21 protein-coding genes are annotated in these 23,780 nt (G+C 74.7%); 7 read left to right on the top strand and 14 right to left on the bottom strand.

Annotated elements, in window-relative coordinates:
• Positions 1 to 11 precede the first annotated feature (11 nt).
• From V6D49_RS12425 to V6D49_RS12415, 3 genes are all read left to right on the top strand, one after another.
• Positions 12 to 734: an ABC transporter permease gene (locus V6D49_RS12425; protein ID WP_340559562.1), complete on the top strand. Its 723-nt coding sequence runs from the start codon at positions 12 to 14 to the stop codon at positions 732 to 734.
• A 215-nt stretch (positions 735 to 949) separates the two neighbouring features.
• A complete protein-coding gene (locus V6D49_RS12420) occupies positions 950 to 1,861 on the top strand; it encodes an ATP nucleotide 3'-pyrophosphokinase (RefSeq protein ID WP_340559558.1) in 912 nt (303 codons plus the stop codon).
• A gap of 60 nt (positions 1,862 to 1,921) precedes the next feature.
• Positions 1,922 to 3,418, top strand: a complete 1,497-nt coding sequence (locus V6D49_RS12415; protein ID WP_340559557.1) for a dihydrolipoyl dehydrogenase family protein — start codon at positions 1,922 to 1,924, stop codon at positions 3,416 to 3,418.
• A 35-nt stretch (positions 3,419 to 3,453) separates the two neighbouring features.
• Here V6D49_RS12415 and V6D49_RS12410 read toward each other — a convergent pair whose 3' ends face one another.
• The 10 genes from V6D49_RS12410 to V6D49_RS12365 form a co-directional block, all read right to left on the bottom strand.
• On the bottom strand, positions 3,454 to 4,209 hold the full coding sequence (locus tag V6D49_RS12410) for an SDR family NAD(P)-dependent oxidoreductase (protein WP_340559556.1): 756 nt from the start codon (positions 4,207 to 4,209) through the stop codon (positions 3,454 to 3,456).
• A 33-nt stretch (positions 4,210 to 4,242) separates the two neighbouring features.
• The gene (locus V6D49_RS12405) at positions 4,243 to 5,046 is read right to left on the bottom strand and encodes an HAD family hydrolase (protein ID WP_340559555.1); all 804 of its coding nucleotides are present in this window, start codon (positions 5,044 to 5,046) and stop codon (positions 4,243 to 4,245) included.
• Positions 5,043 to 6,320, bottom strand: coding sequence for a serine--tRNA ligase (gene serS, locus V6D49_RS12400; RefSeq protein ID WP_340559553.1), 1,278 nt, complete (start codon positions 6,318 to 6,320; stop codon positions 5,043 to 5,045). The genes V6D49_RS12405 and serS overlap by 4 nt, the downstream gene beginning before the upstream one ends.
• Before the next feature lie 464 nt (positions 6,321 to 6,784).
• Positions 6,785 to 7,714, bottom strand: coding sequence for a prephenate dehydratase (pheA, locus tag V6D49_RS12395; RefSeq protein WP_340559551.1), 930 nt, complete (start codon positions 7,712 to 7,714; stop codon positions 6,785 to 6,787).
• 88 nt (positions 7,715 to 7,802) lie between these two features.
• A complete protein-coding gene (gene efeB / locus V6D49_RS12390) occupies positions 7,803 to 9,113 on the bottom strand; it encodes an iron uptake transporter deferrochelatase/peroxidase subunit (RefSeq protein ID WP_340559549.1) in 1,311 nt (436 codons plus the stop codon).
• Complete coding sequence (locus V6D49_RS12385; protein ID WP_340559547.1) at positions 9,100 to 11,079, bottom strand: copper resistance CopC/CopD family protein; 1,980 nt, start codon at positions 11,077 to 11,079, stop codon at positions 9,100 to 9,102. Before V6D49_RS12385 ends, efeB begins: the two co-directional genes overlap by 14 nt.
• A gap of 13 nt (positions 11,080 to 11,092) precedes the next feature.
• Positions 11,093 to 11,653 carry a copper chaperone PCu(A)C gene (locus V6D49_RS12380; RefSeq protein WP_340559546.1) on the bottom strand — a complete coding sequence of 187 codons (561 nt, stop codon included), beginning with the start codon at positions 11,651 to 11,653 and terminating at the stop codon, positions 11,093 to 11,095.
• Positions 11,650 to 12,342 carry an SCO family protein gene (locus tag V6D49_RS12375; RefSeq protein WP_340559544.1) on the bottom strand — a complete coding sequence of 231 codons (693 nt, stop codon included), beginning with the start codon at positions 12,340 to 12,342 and terminating at the stop codon, positions 11,650 to 11,652. The genes V6D49_RS12380 and V6D49_RS12375 overlap by 4 nt, the downstream gene beginning before the upstream one ends.
• Positions 12,343 to 12,470: 128 nt before the next feature.
• Positions 12,471 to 13,205: a YcnI family copper-binding membrane protein gene (locus V6D49_RS12370; RefSeq protein WP_340559542.1), complete on the bottom strand. Its 735-nt coding sequence runs from the start codon at positions 13,203 to 13,205 to the stop codon at positions 12,471 to 12,473.
• Positions 13,206 to 13,441: 236 nt separating this feature from the next.
• Positions 13,442 to 14,242 carry a hypothetical protein gene (locus tag V6D49_RS12365; RefSeq protein WP_340559541.1) on the bottom strand — a complete coding sequence of 267 codons (801 nt, stop codon included), beginning with the start codon at positions 14,240 to 14,242 and terminating at the stop codon, positions 13,442 to 13,444.
• Positions 14,243 to 14,428: 186 nt separating this feature from the next.
• Here V6D49_RS12365 and V6D49_RS12360 point away from each other — a divergent pair, with 186 nt between their 5' ends.
• Positions 14,429 to 14,869: an ATP-binding protein gene (locus V6D49_RS12360; protein WP_340559539.1), complete on the top strand. Its 441-nt coding sequence runs from the start codon at positions 14,429 to 14,431 to the stop codon at positions 14,867 to 14,869.
• A gap of 9 nt (positions 14,870 to 14,878) precedes the next feature.
• On the opposite strand, the gene V6D49_RS12355 is transcribed toward V6D49_RS12360, so the two are convergent.
• On the bottom strand, positions 14,879 to 16,447 hold the full coding sequence (locus tag V6D49_RS12355) for an MFS transporter (RefSeq protein WP_340559538.1): 1,569 nt from the start codon (positions 16,445 to 16,447) through the stop codon (positions 14,879 to 14,881).
• Positions 16,448 to 16,553: 106 nt separating this feature from the next.
• On the opposite strand from V6D49_RS12355, the gene V6D49_RS12350 reads away from it, so the two are divergent.
• Positions 16,554 to 17,240 (top strand): hypothetical protein, encoded by a 687-nt coding sequence (locus V6D49_RS12350; protein ID WP_340559536.1) that lies wholly within the window; start codon positions 16,554 to 16,556, stop codon positions 17,238 to 17,240.
• Between the two features lie 47 nt (positions 17,241 to 17,287).
• On the opposite strand, the gene V6D49_RS12345 is transcribed toward V6D49_RS12350, so the two are convergent.
• Positions 17,288 to 18,730 carry an LCP family protein gene (locus V6D49_RS12345; protein WP_445330512.1) on the bottom strand — a complete coding sequence of 481 codons (1,443 nt, stop codon included), beginning with the start codon at positions 18,728 to 18,730 and terminating at the stop codon, positions 17,288 to 17,290.
• Positions 18,731 to 19,427: 697 nt separating this feature from the next.
• Between V6D49_RS12345 and V6D49_RS12340 the strand changes: the two genes are divergently transcribed.
• Both V6D49_RS12340 and V6D49_RS12335 read left to right on the top strand, forming a co-directional pair.
• On the top strand, positions 19,428 to 20,882 hold the full coding sequence (locus V6D49_RS12340; RefSeq protein ID WP_340559535.1) for a hemolysin family protein: 1,455 nt from the start codon (positions 19,428 to 19,430) through the stop codon (positions 20,880 to 20,882).
• Positions 20,879 to 21,898 (top strand): hemolysin family protein, encoded by a 1,020-nt coding sequence (locus V6D49_RS12335; RefSeq protein WP_340559533.1) that lies wholly within the window; start codon positions 20,879 to 20,881, stop codon positions 21,896 to 21,898. The genes V6D49_RS12340 and V6D49_RS12335 overlap by 4 nt, the downstream gene beginning before the upstream one ends.
• A gap of 86 nt (positions 21,899 to 21,984) precedes the next feature.
• Here V6D49_RS12335 and V6D49_RS12330 read toward each other — a convergent pair whose 3' ends face one another.
• Both V6D49_RS12330 and V6D49_RS12325 read right to left on the bottom strand, forming a co-directional pair.
• The gene (locus tag V6D49_RS12330) at positions 21,985 to 22,734 is read right to left on the bottom strand and encodes a ZIP family metal transporter (RefSeq protein WP_340563923.1); all 750 of its coding nucleotides are present in this window, start codon (positions 22,732 to 22,734) and stop codon (positions 21,985 to 21,987) included.
• A 108-nt stretch (positions 22,735 to 22,842) separates the two neighbouring features.
• Positions 22,843 to 23,736, bottom strand: a complete 894-nt coding sequence (locus tag V6D49_RS12325; protein WP_340559531.1) for a hypothetical protein — start codon at positions 23,734 to 23,736, stop codon at positions 22,843 to 22,845.
• Positions 23,737 to 23,780: the final 44 nt, after the last annotated feature.

Below are 23,780 nucleotides of genomic sequence, written 5' to 3'. Positions count from 1 at the left end.
GAGCCCGCGATATGTACGATCCCACCGTCGCCCGGCTCACCTACCGGGCGCTGCTCGGCCGCCGCCGGGCCGCCCTGCTGGCCGCGCTCCCCGCGCTGCTGCTCCTCATCGCCACGGTCGTGCGCGTGATGGACCTCGCGGACCAGGACGTCGCCGTCAACCTGCTCAGCGGCTTCGCCCTCGCCACGATGGTGCCCCTGATCGGCGTCATCGCCGGCACCGGGGCCATCGGTCCGGAGATCGACGACGGCTCCATCGTCTACCTGCTGTCCAAGCCGGTGAAGCGGCCGACGATCATCGTCACCAAGCTCGTCGTGGCGGTCGCCGTGACGATCGCCTTCTCCGCGCTGCCCGTCCTGCTGGCCGGGTTCATCCTCGTCGGCGGCGACCAGCAGATCGCCATCGCCTTCGCACTCGCCGCCATGTTCGCGTCCCTCGCGTACAGCGCCCTGTTCCTGCTGCTCGGCACGGTCACCCGGCACGCCGTGGTCTTCGGCCTGGTGTACGCGCTGCTGTGGGAGACGCTGATCGGCTCGCTCATGCCCGGCGCCCGCACCCTCAGCGTGCAGCAGTGGGGCCTGGCGGTGGCCGACGAGGTCGTGGCGAGCGGCGTTCGCCTCGACGCCGACGTGAGCCTCGGCCTGGCGGCCGTCCTGATCGCCGTCGTGACGGTCGTGGGCACCTGGTACGCGGGACAGCGCCTCAAGGTGCTGACGCTGGCCGGCGAGGAGTGAGGAGTGCCGCTGGTTTCACGTGAAACCAGCGGCACCCACCCGCGTCCCACCACGGCGACAGCGACGGCGACGGCAACGGCACGGCCACGACAGCACGCAGCCCTCCGCCGTTCAGGTCGGACCGACCGCCCGTCAGAGGGACGGGCCGTGACGCCACCCCGGCGTGCGGAGTTGTACGCGGCGCACTTGCTCCCCCACCGTAGGGATGTACGCCGATGACCACTCCGTCCCCCTCCCCGACCTCCGGCCTGCTGCGCCCGGCCGCCCGCGCCGTCACCGCCGCGGCCCTCGCCGCGGCCCTCGCCCTGACCGCCGCTCCGAGCGCCACCGCCCTGGCCGCGCCGGCCGCCGGTGCGCCCGCCTCCGGTGCGCTGCTCGGCCCGGCTCTCAAGGCCGGGCCGCTGCCCGTCGGAGGCCCCACCGACACGATCGACACCACTCCGGCACCCCGGCCCGAGGCCGCGCCCGCCGAGGGGGGCGGCTGGCGTCAGGGGGACCTGCACCTCGACGCCCGGGAGAACGCCGCCGTCGAGGAGTTCCTGGACGAGGCGTCCCGGGCCGAGAAGACCATCACCCCGCAGCTGCGCACCGTTGCCGCGTGGACGGGCGCGGAACTGGTCGGCCTCGACCAGCGGCTCAAGTCCGAGGACTCCACGAAGCGCAAGATCGCCACCTGGCTGGCGGGCGACCCGAACCAGACCGTCCACGAAGCCCTGGACGACCTCAACGACTCCGTGCGCTACACCTTCCAGTGGGAGGACCACGCGTACACCGAGGGCGTCCGGACGGCCTCCCATCTGCTCGTCGACTGGGGACACGAGAGCGTGCGCTGGGCCAACACCTGGAAGGACCGCTCCACCTACCAGGGCGTCAACGCCGCCTGGAAGGAACCCATGTGGGGTCACACCTACGAGATCCAGTTCCACACCCCGGCCAGCAAGCACGCCGCGACGGTGACGCACCCGCTCTACGAGGAGCAGCGCCTCCCCGGCACGTCGCCGCAGCGCAAGGCCGAACTGGCCGAGCGGCAGAGCCGGATCTTCGCCGCCGTCCCGGTGCCCGAGGGTGCCGAGGAGCTGGCCGCGCCCGCGCACACGCGGCCGCCCCGGGTGCCCCAGCCCGCCTGAGCGACCGCCCGGAGCGCGGTCGTCCCCGCAGGACGGCCGCGATGCGGCCATGATGGCGGAATGGACGACTTCGATGTGATTGTGGTGGGCGCGGGCCCGGTCGGGGAGAACGTCGCCGACCGGGCCCGCGCGGCGGGCCTGTCCGTGGCACTCGTCGAGAACGAACGCGCCGGGGGCGAGTGCTCGTACTGGGCCTGCATGCCGAGCAAGGCGCTGCTGCGTCCGCCCGCCGCCCTGGCCGAGGCGCGCGCCGTGGCGGGAGCCCGCGAGGCGGCGGGGGGACGGCTGGACGCGGGCGCGGTCCTCGCGCGCCGCGACTCCTTCGCCGCGCACTGGGACGACGCGGGACAGGTCCGGTGGATCGACTCCACCGGGGCGGAGTTCCTGCGCGGCCACGGCCGGCTCGACGGCCCGAGGCGCGTGACGGTCGAGGACGCCCACGGGGGGCGGCGCACGCTGACCGCGCGGCACGCGGTCGCCGTCTGCACCGGGACGCGGGCGAAGATCCCCGGCCTCCCCGGCCTGGCGCGCGCCGGGAGCGGTGGCGGGAGCCCCGACGGGAGCGCCGACGCGGGCGCCGACGTGGACACCGACGCGGGCGTGCGGCCGTGGACCAACCGCGAGGGGACGGCCGCGTCGAGCGTGCCGGACGCGCTGGCCGTGGTCGGGGGCGGGCCCGTCGCCGTCGAGCTGGCCTCGGCCTGGCAGGCGCTGGGCTCGTCCGTCACCCTCCTCGTCCGGGGCGCGGGCGTGCTGGACCGGATGGAGTCCTTCGTCGGGGAGTACGTCACCGAGGGGCTGCGGGCCGCCGGGGTGGACGTGCGGCTGGGCACCGAAGCGGCCGAGGTGGCCCGCACGGCCCCGGACGGCCCGGTCACCGTCCGGCTGCGGGGCGGGGGAGAGCTGCGGGTCGACGAGATTCTGTTCGCCACCGGGCGCGAGCCCCGCACCGACGACATCGGCCTGGACACCGTCGGCCTGGAGCCCGGCGCGTGGCTGGACGTGGACGACTCCTGCCGTGTCGACGGAGTGCGCGGCGGGTGGCTGTACGGCGTGGGCGACGTCAACCACCGCGCACTCCTCACCCACCAGGGCAAGTACCAGGCCCGCATCGCCGGTGCCGCCATCGCCGCCCGCGCGGCGGGCGTGCCGCTGCTGGAGAGCGACCGCTGGGGCGCGCACGCCGCCACCGCCGACCACGACGCCGTCCCGCAGGTCGTCTTCTGCCACCCCGAGGCGGCGTCCGTGGGCCGCACGGCCGCCCAGGCGGAGGCGGCCGGGCTGCGGGTACGGGCCGTGGACCAGGACCTCGGTGCGGTCGCGGGCGCCTCCCTCTTCGGTGACGACTACCGGGGCCGCGCCCGCATGGTCGTCGACGAGGACCGCCGGGTGCTGGTGGGCGTGACGTTCGTCGGGCCCGGCGTCAGCGAGCTCCTGCACGCCGCTACGGTCGCCGTCGCGGCCGAGGTGCCCGTCGAGAGGCTCTGGCACGCGGTACCGGCCTACCCGACGATGAGCGAGGTGTGGCTGAAGCTGCTGGAGGGCTACCGGGGCTGACGCCGCGTAGGGTGCCGGGCGTGTGCCCGGCGCCCTCAGAGCCCGAGCCGCGCTCCGCCGTTCACCTGGATGACCTGGCCGGTGATGTGCCCGGCCGAGTGCGAGGCGAGCCAGTGCAGCGTCTCCGCGACGTCCCCGGGCGTGCCGGGCCGGCCGGTGAACGTCTCCTCGACGAGGTGTTCGTGCCGCTCGGGCGACAGGCCCGCGCCGAAGAACTCCGTGGACTCGACGTACCCGGGCGCCACCACGTTGACCGTCACGCCGCGCGGCCCGAGCGTGCGGGCCAGGTCGAAGGCGTACGGGTGGAGCGCGGCCTTGCTCGCCGCGTAGGCGCCCGAGCCGGAGCCCCGGTAGGCGGCGATGGAGCTGAGGAACAGCACCCGGCCGCCGGGGGAGGCCAGCCGGGGCCGCAGGGCCTCCGTGAGCAGCACGGCGGTCAGCGTGTTGAGCCGGAAGTTCAGCGTCCAGTCGTGCTCGGCGCCGGCCACCGGGTCCGTGCGGTCCAGGTCCTCGGGCTCCGGCTCCCGGCCGCCGTTCCCGCCCGCGCTGTGCACGAGCACGTCCACCGCGCCGAACTCCGCCGCCACGACCCGGGCCACCTGCCGCGCGCCCGCCGCCGTGGCGAGGTCGGCCGGGACGGCGAGGGCGCCGGGCACCCGTCGCACCGCCTCGTCCAGGACGTCCGCGCGCCGCCCGGCCAGGACGACCTGGTCACCCTCCGCCGCGAAGCACCGCGCCGTCGCCAGTCCGATACCGCTGCCGCCTCCGCTGATCACCACTGTCCGCGTCATGGCGTGAGCGTAGCGTCAGGGAGCCGGGGAACCTCAGAGCGCGAGCAGGCGTTCCAGCACGCGGGCGACGCCGTCGTCGTCGTGGGACGCGGTGACCTCGTCGGCGACGTCCCGCAGCTCGGGGTGGGCGTCCGCCATGGCCACGCCGTACCCGGCCCAGCGGAGCATGGGCACGTCGTTCGGCATGTCGCCGAACGCGATCGTCCCGGCGGCCCGGACGCCGAGCCGACGGGCGGCCAGCGACAGGCCGGTGGCCTTCGAGAGCCCCGGCGGCAGCAGCTCGACGAGGTCGGGCCCGGACACGGTGACGCCGACGAGCGCACCGGCCGCCTCCCAGGCCGCCTTGGCCAGGGCGTCCTCGGAGAGCTCGGAGTGCTGGAGGTAGAGCTTGGCCAGCGGCGCCGCCCACAGCTCGTCCCGCTCCGGGCAGGCCCGCACCGGCGGCGGCCCGGGCTGGACGCGGTAGCCAGCCGTGGCCAGCACCTCGCCGTCCAGACCGTCCCGCGCGGCGGCCAGCAGCAGCGGTCCGGTCACGGCCTCGATGCGCTCCACCGCGAGCTGAGCCAGCCGGCGGTCGAGCGTGACGGACGTCAGCAGCCGGTGCTCGCCCGCGTGGTACACCTGCCCGCCCTGCCCGCACACGGCGAGACCCCGGTAGTCGAGGGCGTCGAGGAGGTGGCGCGCCCAGGGCACGGAGCGGCCGGTGACCACCAGGTGCGCGGCACCGGCCGCCGTGGCGGCGGCCAGCGCGTCACGGGTGCGCGGGGAGACGGTCTCGTCGCTCCGCAGCAGGGTGCCGTCGAGGTCGGTCGCCACAAGCCCGTAGGGGAAGCTCACGAGGCGACGGGCTCCAGCAGCTCGCGCCCGCCCAGGTACGGGCGGAGCGCCTCCGGCACGCGCACCGAACCGTCCGCCCGCTGGTGGTTCTCCAGCAGCGCGACGATGGTGCGGGGGACGGCGCACAGGGTGCCGTTCAGCGTGGCCAGCGGGCGCACCTGCTTGCCGTCGCGCATCCGCACCCCGAGGCGCCGGGCCTGGAACTCGTCGCAGTTGGACGTGGAGGTCAGCTCGCGGTACTTGCCCTGGGTGGGGATCCACGCCTCGCAGTCGAACTTGCGCGAGGCGGAGGCGCCGAGGTCGCCGGTGGCGACGTCGATGACCTGGAAGGGCAGTTCGAGGGAGGTCAGCCACTGCTTCTCCCACTCCAGCAGGCGCGCGTGCTCCGCCTCGGCCTCCTCGGGGGCGACGAAGGAGAACATCTCCACCTTGTCGAACTGGTGGACGCGGAAGATGCCCCGGGTGTCCTTGCCGTAGGTGCCGGCCTCGCGGCGGAAGCAGGGCGAGAAACCCGCGTACCGCAGCGGCAGCTTTCCGCCGTCCACGATCTCGTCCATGTGGTAGGCGGCGAGCGGGACCTCGGAGGTGCCGACGAGGTAGAGGTCGTCCTTCTCCAGGTGGTAGACGTCCTGGGCGGCCTGCCCGAGGAAGCCGGTGCCCTCCATGGCACGCGGCGTGACGAGGGCGGGCGTCAGCATCGGGGTGAAACCGGCCGCGGTGGCCTGCGCGATGGCCGCGTTGACCAGGGCCAGCTCCAGCAGCGCGCCCACGCCCGAGAGGTAGTAGAAACGCGAGCCGGAGACCTTCGCGCCGCGCTCCACGTCGATCGCGCCGAGCAGCCTGCCCAGGTCCAGGTGGTCCTTCGGCTCGAAGCCCTCGGCCGCGAAGTCGCGGGGGGTGCCGATCGTCTCCAGCACGGTGAAGTCGTCCTCGCCGCCGACCGGGACGTCGGGGTGGACGAGGTTGCCGAGCCGCCCCAGCAGCTCCTGCGTCCGGGCGACGGCCTCGTTCTGCTCGGCGTCGGCGGCCTTGACGGCGGAGGACAGCTCCCCGGCCCGGCGCAGGAGCTCGGCCTTCTCGTCCCCGGTGGCCTTGGGAACGAGCTTGCCGAGCTGCTTCTGCTCGGAGCGCAGTTCGTCGAAGCGGACGCTGGAGGACCTGCGCCGCTCGTCGGCGGCGAGGAGTTCGTCGACGAGGCCGACGTCCTCTCCTCGGGCGCGCTGGGAGGCGCGCACACGGTCCGGGTCCTCACGAAGCAGGCGAAGGTCGATCACCACCCCAGGCTACCGGCGCCGGGGCGGGAGCCCCCAACCGATATCCGACGCGCTGGTTTTTCGTCCGTTTTCCACGGTTTTGCAGCGCATGGTCCCATGGTGGGTCGTGAAGCTTCCGTGACGGCTTATCCACAGGTCACGCGGGGTCCGCGGGGATATCCACAGGGTGCACGAACAGCTTGTGGAAATGAGGGGTGGAGGTTTGCGGGGTAGGTTTCGCGGGCTTGGTCGCATCGAATTACCCGGGCAATTCGGGCTATTCGCCGGGTAAACCCGAGCCCCCTCCCCATGCGGGCGGATTCCGCGTGACGTGCCTCACCGTATCGGGTGACGGGCGGGTGTCGCCTTGACCGCTCGACGGTGTGACGTGGCGGCCGCCTCCGTGTCGTCGGGCGCCGGTGTCGACTTATGCACAGGAAGGACACCCCAACCTGTGGATAACTCCCGCACTCCGGCGGCCGCGCTCAGCCCCGGCCGTCCATGCACCGCTGGACCCAGTCCGCCGCCGCCGTGAAGTCCCCGTCCGTCGTGCCGGGTTCCAGCGTGGGCCGGACCTCGTCGGCGCGCGGGTAGGAGCCGAGGAAACGCACCTCCCGGCAGGACCGCCGCAGCCCCATCAGCACGTCCGCCACCCGCCGGTCCTGGAGGTGGCCCTCGCAGTCGACCGAGAAGCAGTACCGGCCGATGCCCTCACCGGTGGGACGCGACTCGATGCGCATCATGTTGACGCCGCGCGAGGAGAACTCGTGCAGCAGCTCCAGCAGCGCACCCGGGTGGTCCTTGCGCAGCCACATCACCACCGACGTCTTGTCCGCGCCCGTCGGGGCGGCCGGCCGGGCCGGGCGGCCCACGAGCACGAACCGCGTCACCGCGTTCTCCGCGTCGTGGATGTCCCGCACGAGGGGCTCAAGGCCGTAGGTCGCGGCGGCGAACTCACCGGCGAACGCGGCGTCGTAACGGCCCTCCTGCACCAGCCGGGCGCCGTCGGCGTTCGACGCGGCCGACTCCCAGCCGGCCTCCGGCAGGTGTGCGGCGAGCCACTTGCGCACCTGCGGCTGGGCCACCGGGTGACCGGTGACCGTCTTGATCGACTCCAGCCCGGTACCGGGCCGCACCAGCAGCGCGAACGCGATCGGCAGCAGCACCTCCCGGTAGATCATCAGCGGTCGCCCGGACGCCAGTTCGTCCAGCGTCGCCGTGACGCCGCCCTCCACCGAGTTCTCGATGGGGACGAGCGCCCCGGCCGCCTCGCCGGCCCGCACCGCGTCCAGGGCGGTGGCCACGGAGACCATGGGGACGAGCTCGCGGGTCGCGGCTTCCGGGAGTGAGCGCAGCGCCGCCTCGGTGAAGGTTCCCTCGGGGCCCAGATAGGTGTAGCGGCTGGCAGGTGACATGGCGCAAGAGTAGGCGCAGCCGACGCGCCCGTGGGGCGCCGTCTCACGCGCCGCCTCAGCGCTGTCCCGGGGGCCGTCGGCGCGCGCGTCAGCCCTCCAGCAGGGGCTGGGCCACGTACCCGCCCTCCGGCGCGGCCGGGGGCACGGCGAACAGCGCGCTGGCCTCGTGCCGGACGAACGCCGACAGCGCGTCGCCCCGGTCCAGCTTGCGCTGCACCGGCACGAAGCCGCGCACCGGGTCCGCCTGCCAGGCGACGAACAGCAGCCCCGCGTCCGGGGCGCCGTCGGCGTCGTGGCCGTCGTGGTACGAGTACGAGCGGCGCAGCATCGCGGCACCGCCGTTCGTCTCCGGGGCCGACACCCGCACATGGGCGTCGGCCGCGATCGCGAGTGTGCCGTCTGCCGTGCGCTTGTCCAGGTCCACCGGGGTCCGCTCACCGCCGCCGGACAGCGGCGCGCCGTCCGACCTGCGTCGGCCGATGACCTTCTCCTGCTCGGCGAGCGGGGCCCGGTCCCAGTCGTCGAGCAGCATCCGGATGCGGCGGACGACGGCGTAGGAGCCGTCGGCCATCCAGGCCGGGTGCCGACCGCCGGTGCCCTCGCGCGGGACGAAGACGCGCTCGTCGAAGTCCGGGTCCGACGGCACGGGGTTGTTCGTGCCGTCGACCTGGCCCATGAGGTTGCGCTGCGGACGCGGTCGCGCGGTCGCGCCGGGCGTCCGGTTGAAGCCCGCCATCTGCCAGCGGACGCGGGCGGCGTCACCGGCCGCGCGCTCGACGGCGCGCAGGGCGTCGAAGGCCACCAGGGCGTCGTCGGCGCCGATCTGCACCCACAGGTCGCCGTCCGAGCGCCGCCGGTCCAGCGCGTCGCCGGAGAACTCCGGCAGCGGCGCGAGCGCGGCGGGCCGGGCGTCGGCCAGCCCGGTGCGGTCGAAGAAGGAGGCACCGAGCCCGAAGGTGACCGTCAGCGCGGAGGGCCCGGCGTCCAGCGCGCTCCCCGTGCTCGTGTCCTCGGCCGTCCGGCCCGCCATCAGCTCGGCGGCCGCGCGCGACCAGCGGCGCAGCAGGGCGGCCGCCTCCCGGCGTCCGGCCCCCGGCGCGAGGTCGAAGGCGACGAGCCGGCCGTGCGCCTGCACCGGCTCGACGATGCCGGGCTGGTGGCGTCCGTGGAAGGCGTAGGCCGTGCGGCCGACGCTGCTCAGCGCCGTCGGCGCCGCCTCCCGCGTCGCCGCGTGCCCGAGGACGCCGCCCGCCGCGCCCACGGCCAGACCGGCCGCCCCGGCGGCCCCGGCCGTCCCGAGGAGCCGTCGCCGGGAGACGTGCGGGCCGCTGTGACCGGCGGTGCGGTCGGTGTCAGGGGTGTCGGGGGTGTCGGGGATGCTGTCGTTACGTGTGCTCATGAGTGTCGCTTCGGCCGATCGTGACGGTCTTCTTCTCGGTCACCTGGTCGACGTCCGAGGTGCGGACGGTGACGGCTATCTCCCACTCGCCCTCGACGGGCACCTGGACGTCCGGCGCCGACCAGCGCAGTCCGGTGCTGTCGGACGCCTCCGGCGTGACGGTGAGTGGGCCGATGTCCCGGGAGGGCAGCGTCAGCGCGACGCGCACCTCCACCGCCGACACGTCGGTGTCGACGGTCAGCGTGTTCTCCCCGGGGCCGCCCGGGTCCAGCTCCACCTCCGCCGTCCCCGCGCCGCCGGGTCCGCCCGTGTCGAACGGGACGCTCACCGCGACGGATCCGGCCGCGCCGGGTGCGGTGCCCCCGGCGGCCGTGCGGGCCGGTTCGCTGCCGGTCAGCCCGGTGGTGACGGCCAGCAGCACGACGGCGATCCCCGCCTCGGCCAGCACGGAGCGGCGCAACGCGGCGCGGGGCGCGTCGGCGTCCCTCGCGCGCCTGCGGCGTGCGGTCGCCACGGCCGCGCGCTGCCGGGCGAGTTGCGCGGCCCGCTCGGGGGAGACGGCGTCCGGCAGCGGGTCCCCGCCCCGGCCCGCGTCCCCGGCGGCGGCGTCGGTGTCGGTGTCGGTGTCGGCGTTCTCTGCGGCCCCTTCGGGCGGGGCGTCGCCGAGCCGGGCCGTCCACCGCCGGGAACCGGCGGCCACGCCCACCAGGACGGCGACGAGCACCGCCTTCACCAGCAGCAGCCGTCCGTAGTCGGTGGACGTCAGCGCCGACCAGTCGCCGACCTGCCGCCACGACTGGTACAGCCCCGTCGCGACGAGCAGCACCACGCTGCCGAACGCCAGCCGGGAGAAGGCCGTCACCGCCGTGCGGGGTACCGGCGGGCCCCACCGCAGGGTCGCGGCCAGCGCGGCCAGCCCGCCCAGCCACGCGGCGACGCACAGCAGGTGCACGATGTCCACGGGGACGGCGATGCTCGTCTGGATGCCGGTGGAGGCGTGCTCGGACAGCGCCCACGTCGCCGCCAGCCCCACCGCGACCACGCCGCCGCCGAGTGCGAGCCCGTACCGCAGGTCCCGCCGGTCCTTCTCGGCCTGCTCGTCCCGCGCCCCCGGCCCGTCCGGCTCCCGCTGTTGCTCCGGTTCCCCGGAGCCGGTGCGCAGCCGGGCGAACGTCCCGAACAGGACGGCGACGAACAGCGCCGCGGCGCCCAGCAGCAGCAGCCGGGAGACGAGGGCGGTGCCCGTCTTCGTGTCCAGCACCGCGCGGACGCCGCCGAGGTCGAGGGCGTCCGCGAGGCCGCCCCCGGTGGTGTACGGGGCGCGCAGCAGGAGCAGGGCGAGCGTGGCCACCAGCAGCGTCACCCAGCCCGTGATGACGACCCGACGCACCGGCTGGGCGCCCGCCCCGCCGGGCCAGCACGCCAGCACGAACGCGACGCCGCCGACCAGCAGCACGAAGCCCGCGTAGGCCGCGTAGCGGGCGACGTCGTAGAGCAGCGCCACCGGCCCGGTGCCGGGCCGCTCCTGCGCCAGGCTGACGCTCGTCTCCGACGGGGCGCCGATGGAGAAGGTGAACGCCCCGGCGATGGGGTGGCTGTCGGCGGACACGGCCTGCCAGGCCACCGTGTACGTGCCGTCGGGGATGCCCGGGGTCAGGGCCACGTCGAACGTGCGCGGTGCCGACTCGGTCACCTGGCCGCTGTCCGCCCGGTCCCCGCCCGGGTCCAGCACCCGCACGCCGTCGGCGGAGAGGGCGACGTCCTCGGAGAAGGTCAGCGAGACGTCCTCGGGTGCCCGGTCGACGACCGAGCCCTCCGCCGGGTCGGTGCCGACCAGCGAGGCGTGGGCGGCCGCCGGAGCGGCCCAGGCCAGCGACGCGAGCAGGGTCGCGCAGGCGAGCGCGAGGCCGAGCAGCAGGCGCGGGTGCGCGGCGGGACGCCGACGCGGCGGGAGGGCGGTGGTCATCGTCGGCAGGACCTCACTGGTGGTCTCCGTGGTCTCCGTGGTCCTCGTGCGCTCCGTCCCCGTGGTCCTCGTGTTCGTCGGGGGCCGCTCCCGCGTCGCCGGAGCCGCCCCCGTCCGAGGCCGGGCGGTAGGTGGCGGCCTTCACCGGCACCTCCAGCGTGAGGGGGTCGGACGTCTCGAAGTGCAGTGTCACGGTCACGGTGTCCCCCTCACTCGGCTTGCGCTCGAGGTCCGCGAACATCAGGTGATTGCCGCCCCTGCGCAGTTCGAGCCGCCCGTCGGCCGGGACGGGGAAGGATTCCACGCGCTTCATCGTGTTGTCGACGGTGCGGTGGAGCGTGATGTCGTCGGAGAGGTCGCTGGTCACGGACGTCAGCGTGTCCGCCTCGTCGCCGTCGTTGGTGAGCGTGAGGTACCCGGCGGCGAGCTTCTCGGTGACGGGGACGGGCATGTACGCGCTGCCCTCGACCGCGCCCGGTGCGGGGCCGGAGGACCCGCACGCGGAGAGGACGAACGAGCCGGCGAGGGCGAGCGCGGCGGCCAGGGGCGTGCGGAAACGCTTCGCCCCGGTCACGGCAGCTTCCCCTCGACGAGCTTGGGCAGGTCCTTCTCGTACGTCTCCAGCGGCACGTCCTCCGTGTAGAGGACGCGGGCCTTGTCGTCCTCGGGGGAGAAGAACAGCACCTGCGAGCCGTGCATGGACTCGACCTCGCCGTCCTCGTTCACGGTCGACGGTTCGACGCTGATCCCGAGGCTGCGCGCACCGGCCTGGATGGTGGCGAAGTCGCCGGTGAGGCCGACGGCCCCGGGCGCCACACCCTTGAGCCAGGACCCGAGCTCCTCTGGGGTGTCCCGGTCCGGGTCGGTGGTGACGAAGACGACCTGGAGCTCCTCCCGCTGCTCCGCGTCGAGCTGGGACTCGGCGACGGCGATGTTGCCCATGGTCAACGGGCACACGTCGGGGCAGTTGGTGTAGCCGAAGTAGATGAGGGTGGGCTTCCCCTTCGTCTCCTCGACCAGGCTGTACTCCTCGCCGGCGGTGTCGGTGAGCACGAGGTCGGGCTTGGCGAAGGGCTTGCTGAGCACGGTGCCCTGCTCGGTGTCGGCGGCGCCGGACACCTCGGCGACGGACCGGTCCTCGTCCCCGGTGCCGTCCGATCCGCCGCAGGCGGCGAGGCCGAGAGCCAGGACGGCGGCGGTGCCGAGGGCGACACCGGCGCGGTGGAGGCGCCCTCGGCGCGGAGGGGTGGAGCTGCTGTGCATGAGACGTTCCTTGCGTTGTCCCCCGGCCGGCGGGCCGGGGAGGTGCGGTGCTGGGGGACGGGGCGGGTGACGCCGGTCCGGCCCGTCGCCGGGCCGGACCGGAACCACCGCCGGGGGCCTACGGTCCGTCAGGCGTTGCGGCGGCGCCCGGCGTACGCGCCGAACGCGAGGCCGCCGAGTCCGACGACGATGCCGATGACGGCGAGGACGCGCGCGGTGGAGTCCGTGCCGCCGTCCCCGTCGTCGGCGGCGGACGTCTCGGCTGCCGGTTCGGCGTCGTCCGCGTCCGACGCCTCGCCGGGGCCGCCGCCGTGGTGACCGTCCTCGGACGCGGTGAGCTTCAGGACGGGCGCCGGGCTGTCGGGCGCCTCGCCGCCCTCCTCCGGCACCTCGATCCAGCGCACGACCTCGTCGCTGTCGTAGGTCTGGACGGCCTTGAAGACGAGCCGGTCGGCGTCCTGCGGCAGGCGGCCGACGGAGACGGGGAACCGCTGGAAGGTGCCGGGCGCGATGCCGTCACCGTCCGCCGTCCAGGTGATCTTGCTGGGCGCCTCGTCGATCTCCTCGCCGTGCACCTCGATCGGCTTCTCGAGCTTGCCGTCCTCCACCGTGGCCTTCCAGCCCGGCACGGGCTCCGGCATGACCGAGGCGAGCGGGTGGTCCGTCGGCAGGGTGACCTCCAGCTTCACGGTCGAGGCGTCGTCGCGTTCGTTCGGCACCTTGAAGTTGACGGTGGCGTAGCCGCCCCCGGGAGCGGACTGGGGGTCGACGGTGACGTGGGCGAGGGCCGGGCCCGCCGTGGCGAGGACGGCGGCGGAGGCCAGGGCGGCAGCGGCGGCGAACCGGCGCGGGACTGCGTTCATCAAGGTGAACACTCCAGAGATGAGGACGACGGAGGGGAGCGTGCGCGGACCCGCCCCGTGGGCGCCGCCCGGAAGGGCGTACCGCCGGGTGGCCACGGCCGGGCACGAGGAGAACGGTGAACGTACGCGCGCGCATGCCGTTCCGCTCGCCCCATCGGTGAAGTCCGTCATCCCGTGAGCGGAGAACCGCCCGGTGAACGGGGACGTATCAGGAGGAACGTCAGAAAGGGGCTGCGTCAGGCCGCGAGCGCGTAGCCGGGGACGGGCGGCGGCGGGCCGCGCCGGACGACGGAGTGCCGCAGCGCCTGCGGCTCGTCCGGTACGTCGTCGTGAGCGCTCCCCACCGGAACGCCGAGGGCCGCGGGCGCGACGGACGCCGTACCGCGCAGCCAGGCCAGCGCCGCCCGCAGGGAGCGCAGCAGCAGGCCGTCGACCGCCGTCGCCGACAGCCGCAGCAGCCGCCACAGCGCGGTGTCACCGCGCCGCAGCAGCCATCCGGCGGCCAGCGCGGCCAGCAGGTGACCGCACAGCATCGGCCACGACGCCAGGTCGAGGAAGGCGGCGCTCTCGTGGCTCGCCGACGCCGCGCCGGGACCGGGGGCGGCGGCGAGGTCCGGGGCGGTGGGGCCGATCCCCGCGTCGTCCAGGACCCGCCGTGCCTCGCTGTCCGTCAGCGACCCGGCCTTGGCGTCGTTGCACAGGACGCTCCGGGCGAGGGCGGCGAGGCCGCCTTCTCCGGGGGGCTCGCCGCCCGACGCGGGCGTCGCGTGGACCTGCGCGGCGGAGAAGAGCAGGTGCAGCCCGAGCTGCCCGGCCGCGAGCGCGGCGGCGATCCCCGGCAGGGAACGCTCCCGCCCGGCCAGGGGAAGCGCGAGGGCGAACACGAGCGCGGCGGCGACCCCGAACGTCCACACGGGGAGCGTCGCTCCGGCGGCCAGCACGTGCCCCGCCGAGGACAGCGCGACACAGGCCGCGGTGAACACCGCGGCCCTCAGAAGTCGCAGATCGGCGCTCGCGCGCGCGACGGGCACACCCATGGCGGGCACATCATCTCACCAGGGGGCGTGCGGCACGGTGCGCAGGGTCCGTTTGGCCCCTTCCCGCGCGACATCGGCCGAATGAGCGTTGTGCCACGACGCTCATGCTTACGGTCCGCTGAGAAGGGCAATACGTATCCGTATGTCAAGCCTCGGTTCGTCGAGCCGCAGCCAGGAGGCTGAAGCATGAGCATCTGGTGGTCTCTGCACCTGCGGCGTGAGGCCGCGAGCGTGCCGCTCGCGCGGCGGCTCCTGCTCGGTGCGATGGAAACCGCCGGGGTCGAACCGGACATCGCCTACGAACTCTCCCTGGCCCTGTCCGAAGCGTGCGCCAACGCCGTCGAACACGGCGGCGGCCCGGACCGCGCGGAGGACTACCAGGTCACGGCGTACCTGAACGGCGAGATCTGCCGGATCGAGGTCACCGACCACGGCCCCGGCTTCGTGCCCCCGGCCTTCCCGGCCGGTGCCACCGGGCCGCACGACGCCGAGCACGGCCGCGGGCTCTTCCTCATCAACGCCCTCGCCGACCGCGTCCGCTTCCGCAACGGCCCCGAGGAGGGTGCCGTCGTCACGTTCGACAAGATCCTCAAGTGGCGTGACGACGCGCCGCTTCTCTCGGCCTGACGCGGACGTTCACCGGTGGTCCGGCTCGGGGTCCCGCTCCGGGGGTGGTGCGGGAGAGCCCGGGTCCAGCGGCGGTGAGGTGACGCCGCAGTGGGTCCGGCACTCGGCGGTGCACGGGTGCTCCCCGGCCGGGGCCGCGTCCGGGGCGTGGTCGCCGGTCTCCAGCACGTCGCGGTGGACGGTCAGCCAGGCGAGCACCGCCCCGACGACCAGGATGACCGCGCAGTAGACCATCGAGCGCCGGAACGCCGCGTCGAACACCTCCGGGTCGCGGTAGGAGTCGGGCCCCATGCCCGCCAGCAGCGGCAGGGCCGCCACGGCGAGCAGCCCGGCCGCGCGGGCGACGGCGTTGTTGACGCCGCTGGCGAGCCCGGCGCGGGCGACGTCCACGGACGCCAGCACCGTCGCCGTGAGGGGAGCCACCAGCAGCACCATGCCCGCGCCGAGCACCAGCAGCGCGGGCAGCACGTCGGTGGCGTAGGAGGCGCCCGGCCCGACCCGGGCCATCAGCAGCATGCCGGCCGCGCACAGCAGCGGCCCGAGCGTGAGGGGGATGCGCGGCCCGATCCGCTGGCCCAGTTCCCCGGCCCGCGCCGAGAGCAGCAGCATCAGGATCGTGGTGGGCAGCAGCGCCGTACCCGCCGCGAGCGCCGAGTAACCCAGCGAGACCTGGAACTGCACGACGGAGAGGAAGAAGAAGCCGCCGAACGCCGCGTACACGCACAGCGTCACCGCGTTGACGGCCGTGAACTGCCGGGACGCGAAGACGGCCGGCGGCACCATCGGCGCCGCCAGCCGCCGCTCCAGCCGGACGAACAGGGCCCCGAGGACGACACCCGCCACCGCCGCTCCGATGACCACGGGCGACGCCCCGTCCTCCGGCGCCGCGATCATGGCGTAGGTGACGCCGCCCAGCGCCAGGGCGGCCAGCGCGGCCCCGGCGTAGTCGAACCGCCCCTCGGCGGCCGGATCGCGGGACTCCGGCACGTGCCGCAACGCCACCGGGACGCACAGCAGGGCCAGCGGCACGTTGAGCAGGAACACCCAGCGCCAGCCGAAGGCGTCCACCAGCCAGCCGCCGAGGAAGGGGCCGACGGCTGCCGCCACACCGCCGAGACCGGACCAGGCGCCGACCGCGCGCGCCCGGTCGCCGGGGCGGAACGTGGCCTGGATGAGCGCGAGGGAGCCGGGCGTCAGCAGGGCGCCGCCGACCCCCTGCAGGGCGCGAGCGGCGACCAGCACGCCCGCGTTCCACGCCAGCCCGCACAGCACCGAGGCCAGCGTGAACCAGACGACGCCGACGAGGAAGACGCGGCGCCGTCCGTAGCGGTCGCCGAGCGCGCCGCCGAGGAGGATGAGCCCCGCGAGGGTGAGCATGTAGGCGTTGACGGTCCACTGGAGCGCGCCGAGGTCGGCGTCGAGGTCGGCACCGATGCGCGGGAGGGCCACGTTCACGACGGTGCTGTCGAGCATCGCCATGCCCGAGCCCAGCACGGTGGTGAACAGCACCCAGCGGCCCTGCCGCGCCGAGAGCCGCAGGGCACCGGCGGGAGCCGGGCCGTCCGAGGGTGCGCTCATACGCGGATCATCTCCGCTCCGGCACGGTCGGGCCACCGGGAGGCCGCTCACGCATTACCCTGCCAAGGGCCGAAGGGGCGGGCCGCGCAGGGGTGGTGACGAGAACATGGACGACAGCACGGCGACGGGCCGGACGGGCGGCAGGACACCGACAACGCCGACCACGCCGACGAGGCGGCCGACGCGACCGACGGGCACGACGCGCGCGGGCCGGGCGACCGCTCTGCTGGGCGCGGCACTGGTGCTCGCCGGGGCCGCCGTCGCCCTCACCGCCTTCCCCGCGGGGCTGACCGGCGCGGACGCCCCGCCGCCCCCCGCCGCCTCGCCGCCCGACGGCCGCGCCCCGGCCGTCACCCCCGTGACGGCGGAGGCCGAGGCGGCGTTGCGCCGCCTCCAGCGGGCCGGGCTGCCGGTCGAGGGCTACCGGTCCCTCACGCGCGGCAGCGACCCGGACCGGCTGCTCGGCCGTGCCGACGGGTACCGCAGCAAGCTGACGTTCGAGGACCGCAGGGTCAACGGTGGCCTGGTCGTCGACAACGACCCCGGCAGCGTGGCGCTCGGCGGCGTGATCGAGGTCTTCCCCGACGCCGCGTCCGCGCGGGCCCGGGCGGAGCAGCTGCAGCGCGACGCCCTCGGCATCCCGCCGAAGGCCGAGCGCGGCTACCTCTCGGGACGCGTGCTGCTGCGGCTGTCGCCGTACCTGGCCGAAGCGCAGGCCCTGGAGTACCGGCGCGCGCTGGACGCCGAGCCGGTGCCCCCGGCCTCCCCGCCGCAGGACCTGCGCGACGCGTAGGGCCTGTCTGTCAGACAGGCCACGGCGCGCCCGGTGCGGCGAGGCGGTCAGCCGCGCAGGCCCGTGAAGTCCGAGCCGATCACGAGGGTCAGCAGCCCGGGCGTCGCGGTGCCGTCGGCGGAGACGGCCGCGTCCTGGAGGCGTCCGGCGAGGGCGTCGGCGTGGACGTCCAGCCCCTCCGGGAACCGGACGGTCGTCTCCGTCGCGGGCTCCTCGGCGTTGCCCGTGGCGACGACCTGGAAGCCGGCCCGGCGCAGTTCCTCGGCGACCTCGCCCGCCCGGCCCGGGGTGTCCGTGCCGTTGAGCACCTGGACCCGGGTGGTGGAGGGCCGCACGTCCTGGCTCTCCTCCGCGCTCTTCGTCAGCTCCTTCTTGTCCACCTCCTCGTCGTTCGCGAGGCGGGTGAACAGGGTGTCGGCCTGGGGGTACTGCCACACGACGTTCGCCCGGTCGGTGGGGTGGTCCAGCTCCCGGGGGTAGTTCGGCACGGTGAGGAAGGTCAGCCGGTCCGAGGGGATGCCCTGCACGCTGGTGGCCAGCTTGCGCAGCGGGTCGATCCCGGCCATCGCCCGGTCCGTGGCGAGGTTGGAGGTGAAGGCCTCCAGGAAGTCGAAGAGGGCCTTCGGGTCCGTCAGTTTCGACCGGGCCTTCTCCGCCAGCGTCTTGAGGAAGTCCTGCTGACGTCCGATGCGGCCGATGTCGCTTCCGTCCCCGACGCCGTAGCGGGTGCGGACGTAGCCGAGGGAGTCCTCGCCGTCCAGCGTCTGGCAGCCGGCCTCCAGGTCGAGGTTGGCCTTCTTGTCCCGGATCGCCTGCTCCGGGCAGACCTCGACCCCGTCCAGCGCGTCGACCATGCCCTTGAAACCGTTGAAGTCCAGCGACATGAAGTGGTCGACGCGCAGCCCGGTGTTCTGCTCGACCGCCTTCACGGCGCAGGTCAGAGCCCCCTTGACCTCACCGGTCAACCCGCCGATGGCGAAGGCCGAGTTGATCTTCGCGTGGTGGGGCTTGGACGTCTGGCCGTCGCCCTGGTCGCAGGAGGGGATCTCCACCCAGGAGTCGCGCGGCAGGGACACGACGGTCGCCCACTCGCGGTTCGCCGCGATGTGCACGAGCATCAGCGTGTCCGACTGCATGGTCTCGAAGCCCGAGCCGTACTCGCCACCGGTGCCCTCACGGCTGTCCGAGCCGACGACGAGGATGTTCTTCGCCCCCGGGCTCAGGTTGACCGGGCGGTTGTCGCCGAGGTCGTCCTCGATGTCGTAGCCCTGGATGTTGCCGTCGAGACGCTGGTACAGGTAGGCGCCGACACCGGTGCCGGCGACGAGCAGCACCGCGAGCGTCCCCGCCGTCCAGAGCAGGGCGCGGCGGCGCGTCGAACGTGGCGCCCTGCGGCCCCGGCGACGCTCCCGGCGGCCGGCCTCCGGCTCACCGTCCTCCGCGGCCGCCGTGGTGTTCCGGGCCGCCCGGGACGCGCTGTGTATACCCACGTCCAAACCTTTCCTGCCGTTCGGGGCCTGCCACGCCCGGAGAACCAGCCGGGGTTCGGGCCCCGGCCGGGCAGGCCTGACCATGACAGCTGCACATCGTGCCCGGAAGGACGGTGGGGCGCCGGACCGGGTTCCGCGCGCGCCGTGGGGGCCGCACAGAGAGGAGGCGGCAGGCGCGAAAGGGGACAGTACCAACAGGTAGGCCCGGAACGGCAGATCCGTGATCTTGAACCGGGCCGCACGCGGAGCCTCCGGCCCGGTGACCGGCCGCGCACGGCCGGTGAGGGGCGCCGGAGAGGCGGTGCCCGACGGCCCGCCGCGTGGCACCGCCACCGCCGGGCCGAAGCCCTGGTCGGACGGTCGGTGCGCGGCGGGCGGGGAATCCGGGGGCACCCGGGCCGGTTCTTGCTTTCGAAGCCGTCGATGCCCCGTTCGCCTCAGAGTGTGGCACGGACCACGCGCGAATATTTGCGTTTCCTTTACTATGCCCGGATAGGAATTGATTGCAGCGGGCATACCAGAGTTCCGGCCGTACGGTGGTTCCCCACCGGCGGCCGACCCACGGATCCGGCTGGTCCCCATGACCGGCCACCCGCCTCACCGAAAGGAGCCGTAGTCCCGTCATGGGCGAACCTCCCAGTACCGGCCGTGCCAGGCCCTGCGTCCCGACGATGCGTGCGGAAGCGGGGGTGGCACGGTGACCGAAGTGCTGCTTCTGCTCCTTGCCCTGCTGCTGACTCTGGCCTGCGCCCTCTTCGTGGCGGCCGAGTTCTCCCTGACCACCGTCGAGCGCGGCGCGCTGGAGCGTGCCGCGGAGTCCGGTGAGCGCGGCGCCGAGGGTGCGCTGCGCGCGGTCAGGAAGCTGACGTTCCAGCTCTCCGGCGCCCAGTTGGGCATCACCGTGACCTCGCTGGTCATCGGCATGCTCGCGGAGCCGTCCCTCGCGGCGCTGCTGCGCGGCCCGCTGCGGTCGGCCGGTCTGCCCGGCGGTGTCGCGTCCTCCGTGGCGCTCGCCCTCGGCGTGGTCATCTCCACGGTGGTCCTCATGGTCATCGGTGAGCTCGTGCCGAAGAACTGGGCGATCTCCCGGCCGCTGGCCGTGGCCAAGGTCGTCGCCGGGCCGCAGCGCGGCTTCACGGCCGTCTTCTCCCCCCTGATCCACCACCTCAACGAGACGGCCAACCGGCTCCTGCGCCGCATGGGCCTGGAGCCCGCCGAGGAGCTGGCCTCGGCCCGCACCCCGGCCGAGCTGATCGCCCTCGCCCAGCACTCGGCGGCCGAAGGCGCCATCGAGCCGGACTCCGCCGAGCTGTTCGTGCGCACCCTGCACCTGAGCGAGCTGACCGCCGAGAACGTCATGACGCCCCGGGTGGACGTCAAGGCCCTGGAGGTGCGGGCGACCGCCGCCGACGCGGCGAACCTCACCCTCGCCACCGGCCTGTCCCGCTTCCCCGTCTACCGCGAGTCACTCGACGAGGTGATCGGCATCGTCCACGTACGGGACGTGCTGGCGCTGGACGAGGCGCAGCGCGGCTTCACCCCGGTGGGGGAGCTGGCCGCCGAGCCGCTGTTCGTCCCGGACAGCCTCCCGGTGGACCGGCTGCTGGACCGGCTGCGCGGCAGCCGCACCATGGCCGTCGTCGTGGACGAGTACGGCGGCACCGCCGGTGTCGCGACGCTGGAGGACATCGTCGAGGAGGTCGTCGGCGAGGTGCGGGACGAGCACGATCCGGAGGAGCACCCGGGCCTGCTCCCCACCGGAAGCACGGGTGCCGGGCAGCCGGTGTGGGACGCGGAGGGCAGCGTCCGCATGGACGAGCTGGCCGACATCGGCCTGGACGCCCCCGAGGGCCCGTACGAGACGCTGGCCGGGCTCATCGCGACCCGGCTGGAGCGCATCCCCGACAAGGGCGACCGGGTGCTGCTGGACGGCTGGGAGCTGACGGTCCTGGAGACCGAGCACCACCGTGCGGACCGCATCCGCATCACCGGCCCGCGGGACGCCGACCCGTCGGCGGCCACCGGCCCCGCGTCCGTGCCCCGGCACGTGGCCCCCGCCGCCGACACCGCCGCCACCGACGCCGCCCCCGGCGTGCCGGCCGACGCCGACGCCGAGGCCGGTCGTGCGCGCAGCCTGGAGGACGCCCGATGACCGCGCTGCAACTCACCATCGGCGTGCTCACGCTGTTCACCAACGCCTTCTTCGTCGGCGCCGAGTTCGCCCTGATCTCCGTGCGCCGCAGCCAGATCGAGCCGCTGGCCCGGGCGGGCGACAAGCGTGCCCGCACGGTGCTGTGGGGCCTGGAGCACGTCTCCGTGCTCATGGCCACGGCCCAGCTGGGCATCACCGTCTCCTCGCTCGTGCTCGGCATGGTCGCCGAACCGGCCATCGCGCACCTGCTGGAGCCGCCGTTCGAGGCGCTCAACGTGCCGGCGGCGCTGGTGCACCCGATCGCGTTCGCCATCGCCCTGACGCTGGCGACGTACCTGCACATGCTCATCGGCGAGATGGTGCCGAAGAACATCGCGCTGGCCGCACCCGAGCGCACCGCGCTCGTGCTCGGCCCGGCGCTGGTCGGCCTCACCCGCGTCATGCGGCCGGTCGTCTTCGGCATCAACAAGCTGGCCAACGTGCTGCTGCGGATGCTGCGCGTGGAGCCCAAGGACGAGGTGGCCTCCGTCTTCACCGACGACGAACTGGCCCGTCTCGTCGAGGACTCCCGCGCGGCGGGGCTCCTGGAGCCGGGCGACAGCGCGCGGCTGCGGGACGCCCTGGAGCTGGGGCGCCGCCCCGTCGGCACCGTCATCGTGCCCTTCGGCCGCATGGTGACCGTCGGCCACGGCGTCACCCCGGCGCAGCTCGAACGGGCGGCGACGACCTCCGGGTTCTCCCGCTTCCCGGTGGCGGGCCCCGGCGGCACGGTGCTGGGCTACCTGCACATCAAGGACGCCCTCGGGGTGCCCCGGGACAAGCCGTACCCGCGCGGCGCGCTGCACACGGTGATCCGGGTCCGCATCGACACGCCGCTGGACGACGCGCTCACCGCCATGCGGGCGGCGGGTACGCACCTGGCCGCCGTCACCGGTGACAAGGGGGCCGTCCTCGGCTTCGTCACCATGGGCGACGTCCTGGAGGAGCTCGTCGGCTCCACTCCGGCGGTGGGCTGAGACGGCGGAACCCGCCGCGCTCCGCAGCGCGTCCTCGAGGTGTGCGTCCGGCCCGTCGCCGCGGGCCGGACGCACACCACCCGGTGTCAGCTCTGCGACAGCGCGAAGGCTGCGAGGAAGCCGAGCACGGTCACCAGCCCGGTGAGCAGGTGCGCCTTCTCGAACGCCTCGGGGATCATCGTGTCCGCGATCATCGACAGGATCGCCCCGGCCGCGAGCGCGCTGACGGCGGCCAGCGCGGCGTCCGGCATCGTGCCCAGCACGGTGCGGCCCAGCAGCGCGGACATGCCGCTGATCACCGTGATCCCGCCCCACAGCCCGAACACGTAGCGACGCTCGCGCCCCGACCTGCGCATCCCCGCCGAACTGGACAGGCCCTCCGGCACGTTGCTGATGAACACGGCCGCGACCGTCGCCGCGCCGACCCCGCCGCCGCCGATCAGGCTGGCCCCGATCACGACCGACTCCGGGATGCCGTCCAGCAGGGCGCCCAGCGCGATGGCGTTGCCGGAACCGGGCCGTTCCGCCTCGGACGGCTGCTGGCCGCCGGAGCGCTTGCGGTGCCGGGCGCCTCGGCGGGCCAGGAGCACGTTCGCCCCCGTGTACAGGACCGCGCCGGCCAGGGCGCCCAGCAGCGTCGGCGTCAGGCCCCCGCGTTCGTCCGCGTCCGCGACGAGGTCGAAGGAGATCGCCGAGATCAGGACGCCGCTGCCGAAGGCCATGACCAGGGCCACGACTCGGGCCGGCACCCGCAGGTCGTAGCCGACGAAGGCGCCGATCAGCAGTGCCGAGCCCGCCAGCAGCCCCCAGCCGCCCGCGACGAGTGCCTCTTCCAGCACGTCTCTCCCTCTCCACGACGGTCACGCGTGCGCGTCGCCAGGAGGGCGGTCGGCCACGGGCCGCCGCGGGGGTCTCCCGCGGCGGCCCGTCCGGTGCTCCGGGGCTCAGGCCCGTCCGTGGCGGCGGTACCAGAGTGCGCCACCGATGAGTGCGAGCACGCCCGCCCCGCCGAGGCCCCAGGCGGTCGTGTCGGACGTGGCGCTGCCGCCGACGCCCGTCGCCACACCGCCCCGGGGCGGAGTGGCGACCGGCGTGCGGTGGGCCTGCGGTTCCGTGGCGCCGGTGTCCCGGACGCGGTCCTCGCGGTGGTCCGCCGCCGCGTCGCCGTGCTCCCCGTCCCCGCGCCGCGCCGGGGCCGCCGTCCCGGACGCCTCGTGCCCGGCCTCGCCCGCGCGGACGTCCTCCTCGGCGGCGCCGCGCTCGTGTTCCCCGTCCTGACCGGGCGCGGACTCGTCGTGCCGGTCCTGGTGCCGCCGGTCCGCCTCCGGACCGGCCTGCGCCTCGCCCTGCGGCTGCGCGCCGGCGTCCCCGTCCTCGTGACGGGTGGCGGGGTCGTCGGTGCGGTCGCGGTCGCCGTCGTCACGACCGGGCTTCGTCACGGTGAAGCTGCCCGTGAACGGGCCCGCGCCGTCGTCGCACTCCACCGTGACCTTGTAGTACCCGGGCTCCGCGTCCTTCGGCAGGGCGCTCACCGCGCCGATCATGTTGCTCAGCGGTTCCAGCCGCAGGTCGGGCAGCCGGGTCCCGCCGGGCGGCGGGACGAAGGAGGCCGTGCCGGTCTCGGCCGCGCAGTTGCCGCCGTCGAAGACGGAGAAGTCGCCGCCCGGCGCCACCCGGGTCGGCTGCACGACGACGCCACGGCCCCGCTCGTTCCCGGTGCCGGGCAGGTCACCGTCGCCGTCTCCATCCGCCGCCGGGGCCCCGGCGGCGGCGCCCAGCACGGCGGTGGCGGCGAGGGCGGTGGCTGCGGTCAGGGTCGGGAGGGTCGGTATACGCATGGTGCTGCTCCTCGGGACACGCGGAAGGCGTCGGACGTGCCACG

The sequence above is a fragment of the Streptomyces sp. GSL17-111 genome (assembly GCF_037911585.1).
Classification (GTDB): domain Bacteria; phylum Actinomycetota; class Actinomycetes; order Streptomycetales; family Streptomycetaceae; genus Streptomyces.
The sequence above is the reverse complement of the archived record's forward strand: the minus strand, read 5'-3'. Positions and strand labels throughout refer to the sequence as shown.